Below are 3,306 nucleotides of genomic sequence, written 5' to 3' on the forward strand. Positions count from 1 at the left end.
GTGCAGGCGAGCGCGTTGCTCGCGGTGATGGGCGCGGCGTTCGGCAGCCAGGTGCTCGGCTGGTATGCCTTCGCGCTGCGCATCGCGCGCACGCCGCTGGCGATGCTCGGTGCCTCGGTCGGGCAGGTCTTCCAGCAGCGCGCGGCGCAGTTGTGGAACGAGGGCGGCGACCTGGCGGGCCTGGCGCGCCGCACGACGTCGAAGCTCGCGCTGTTCGCGCTGCCGTTCATCGCGCTGATGCTGTTCGCGCCCGACCTGTTCGCGTGGGCCTTCGGCGCCGAATGGCGCGAGGCCGGCGCGCAGGCCCGGCTGCTGACGCCGTGGATGGTGCTGAGCTTCCTGACCTCGCCGCTGTCGCAGCTGCCGCTGGTGGTCGGGCAGCAGGGGCGGGCGCTCGCGTTCGGCGTGGCCTACCAGGTGTCGATGCTGCTGCCCTACGTGCTGGCCTGGGCATGGAAGTGGGACATCACGACAGCGCTCGCGCTGCAGTCCGGCGCGTCATCGGTGGTGCTGCTGGCGTACGGCGTGTGGCTGCACCGGCTCGCGGCGATGAGGCAAACCCCATGAGCAGTGCAGCCTTCTGGAGCCAGCGCGTGCGGCGCTACGGGCACACCGGCTGGTCCGATGCCGCCACCTACGCCTACGACCAGCGGCTGCGGCTGAAGGCCGTGAGCTGGCTGCTGAAGCCGATGGCCGCTGCGCTCGACTACGGCTGCGGTGTCGGCGATTTCTGCGCGCTGCTCGCCACCCGCGCGCAACGCGTCGTCGGGCACGACCTGTCGCGCGACGCACTGCTGCGCGCGGCGCGGCAGCATCCGTCGACCGCCATCCGCTACGAGCCGATCGCGCAGGCGGTGTGGTCGCAGCGCTACGACCTGATCCTCAGCATCACGGTGCTGCAGCACGTGGTCGACGACGGCGAACTGCAGGCCCTGTTGGAGCGCTGTGCCGACGCGCTGCAGCCGGACGGCCGGATGATCGTGCTGGAGACGCTGGCCGACGAGACGCGCGATGGCGGCTACCTGAAGCGCCGCACGCGCGCGGCGCTGGTCGACGCGTTCGCGCGGGCCGGGCTGACGCTGCAGTCGCGCCGCGGCTTCTACCACCCGACCGAGTGCCCGACCCCGGCCTTCGCCGCGTACCGCAAGCGTTTCGTGGTGCGCCTGCTGTCGCGGCTGGCGGGGTGGAAGCTGCCCGGTGCGCAGGCGATGCTGACGCGCATCGCGAATGCCGCGGCCGATGCCGACACCGAGTTCCTCGCGCAGCCGGCGTCGCCGACGCAGCTGTTCGTCTTCGTGCGGAGCGGTGCATGACGGCGCCGGTGCTGCTGGTCGGCAGCGCATCGATCCACGTCGCGCGGATGGCGCGCGGGCTGCTCGCCGCCGGCCAGCCGGTGGTGCTCGCGACGCACGGCGAGTTGAAGATCGACCCGCATCCGCTGCTGCTGGCGCGTGAACAGATCGACCTGTCGATCAAGCGGCTGGACGCGCCGTACCGCCTGCGCCGGCTGATCAAGCGCTGGGCGCCGCGCGTGTTGCACGCGCACCAGGCCAACAGCGTCGGTTGGCACGCCGCCCGTGCGGCACGCGGCACCGGCGTGCCGCTGGTGCTGACGCTGTGGGGCTCCGACGTGCTGACGCTGCCGTCGCGCAGCGCCTTCCACCGCTGGCTGGTGCGCAGCGCGCTGCGCGGTGCGCAGGCCTGGACGGCCGATGCGCAGGTGCTGCTCGCGGCCGCAGCTGCGCTGRCGCCCGAGGCCGCGGCGACGCTGCGCGAATGGATCCCGCTCGGCATCGACGAGCCGCCGGCGCTGCCGGGCGTGCAGGCCGAGCGGCGCCTCCTGTCGTGCCGGCTGCACAAGCCGCTGTACCGCATCGACGCGATCCTGCAGGCCTTTGCGCGGCTGCCGCAGCGTTGTGCCGGCTGGCAGCTGGAGGTCGCGGCCGCCGGCCCGCAGACCGACGAATTGCGCCGCATGGCCGACACGCTGGGCATCGCGGCGCGCGTCGAATTCACCGGCATGCTCGATGCGCAGTCGCTCGCGCGCAGCTACCGCCGTGCAGCCGTCTTCGTCAGCGTGCCGGAATCCGATGGCACCTCGGTGAGCCTGCTGGAGTCGCTGGCCGCCGGCTGCCTGCCGGTGCTGAGCGACCTGCCGGCCAACCGCGAATGGGTGACCGACGGCCACAACGGTTTGCTGGTGGTCGATCTCGCGCGCCTCGATGACGTGCTGCTGCGCGCGATCGACACCTGGGACACCGGCAGCTGGGCGCGCGGCGGGCAGCCGTTCAACCGCCAGCTGATCCGCGACAAGGCGATGTTCGAAGGCAACATCCGTCAATTCATCGCGCTGCATGCGCGCCTGGAAGGCCGAGCTCCATGATGCCGCGCATCGTTCACCTGACCACCGTGCACCCGCGCGACGACATCCGCATCTTCCACAAGGAATGCCGCTCGCTCGCGCGTGCCGGCTACGAGGTGATCCAGGTCGTCGGCGACGGACTCGGCGATGCACAGGTCGACGGCGTGCGCATCGTCGACATCGGCACGCCGCCGGCCGGCCGCCTCGCGCGCATGCGCCGCCAGCCGAAGCTCGCGTTGCAACGCGTGCTCGCCCTGCAGCCGGCGCTGGTGCACTTCCACGACCCGGAGCTGCTGCCGGTCGGCGCCGCGCTGGCACGCCGCGGCATCGTCGCGGTCTACGACGCGCACGAAGACGTGCCGCGCCAGATCCTGACCAAGCAATGGATTCCCGCGGCGCTGCGTGCGCCCTTGTCGTGGGCCTTCGAGCGCTACGAGAACTGGCGGGTACGGCAGCTGTCGGGCGTGGTCGGCGCCACGCCGCACATCACCGCGCGCTTCGCGCTGCTGGCGCGGCGCGCGGCCAACGTCAGCAACTTCCCGTTCCTCGACGAGCTCGCGGTGGCGGCTGCACCGCAGCCGCGCGGAAACATCGTCTGCTACGTCGGCGGCATCACGCGCACGCGCGGTGCGCGCGAGATGGTGCTGGCCTTGCCGCAGGTGCCGGGCGTGACGCTGCTGCTGTGCGGCCGCTTCGAGGATGCGGCGCTCGAGGCCGAGCTGCGCGCGCTGCCCGGTTGGGCGCAGGTGGACTACCGCGGCCAGGTCGGCCGGGCGCAGGTGCGCGACGTGATGGCGCGTTCGTTCGCCGGGCTGGTCACGCTGCAGCCGATGCCGAGCTACCTGGATTCGCTGCCGATCAAGATGTTCGAGTACATGTCGGCGCAGCTGCCGGTGATCGCGTCGAACTTTCCGCAGTGGCGCGAGATCGTCGAGGTGCACGGC

Annotated in this window: 4 protein-coding genes; all 4 read left to right on the plus strand. The window is 72.0% G+C overall.

Annotated features, from left to right (window positions below; genetic code table 11):
* Positions 1–567: oligosaccharide flippase family protein (locus tag AC1D15_RS23285; protein WP_477827841.1), on the plus strand; the 567-nt coding region annotated here is incomplete at its 5' end.
* Entirely contained in the window at positions 564–1,313 is a 750-nt protein-coding gene (locus tag AC1D15_RS23290; protein ID WP_047499804.1) for a class I SAM-dependent methyltransferase, read from the plus strand. The genes AC1D15_RS23285 and AC1D15_RS23290, both read left to right, overlap by 4 nt.
* The gene (locus tag AC1D15_RS23295) at positions 1,310–2,383 is read left to right on the plus strand and encodes a glycosyltransferase (protein ID WP_477827842.1); all 1,074 of its coding nucleotides are present in this window, start codon (positions 1,310–1,312) and stop codon (positions 2,381–2,383) included. Before AC1D15_RS23290 ends, AC1D15_RS23295 begins: the two co-directional genes overlap by 4 nt.
* A partial coding sequence (locus AC1D15_RS23300; RefSeq protein WP_477827843.1) for a glycosyltransferase occupies positions 2,380–3,306 on the plus strand: 927 nt, incomplete at its 3' end. The genes AC1D15_RS23295 and AC1D15_RS23300, both read left to right, overlap by 4 nt.

This window comes from Rhizobacter sp. P2_H2 (assembly GCF_056403375.1).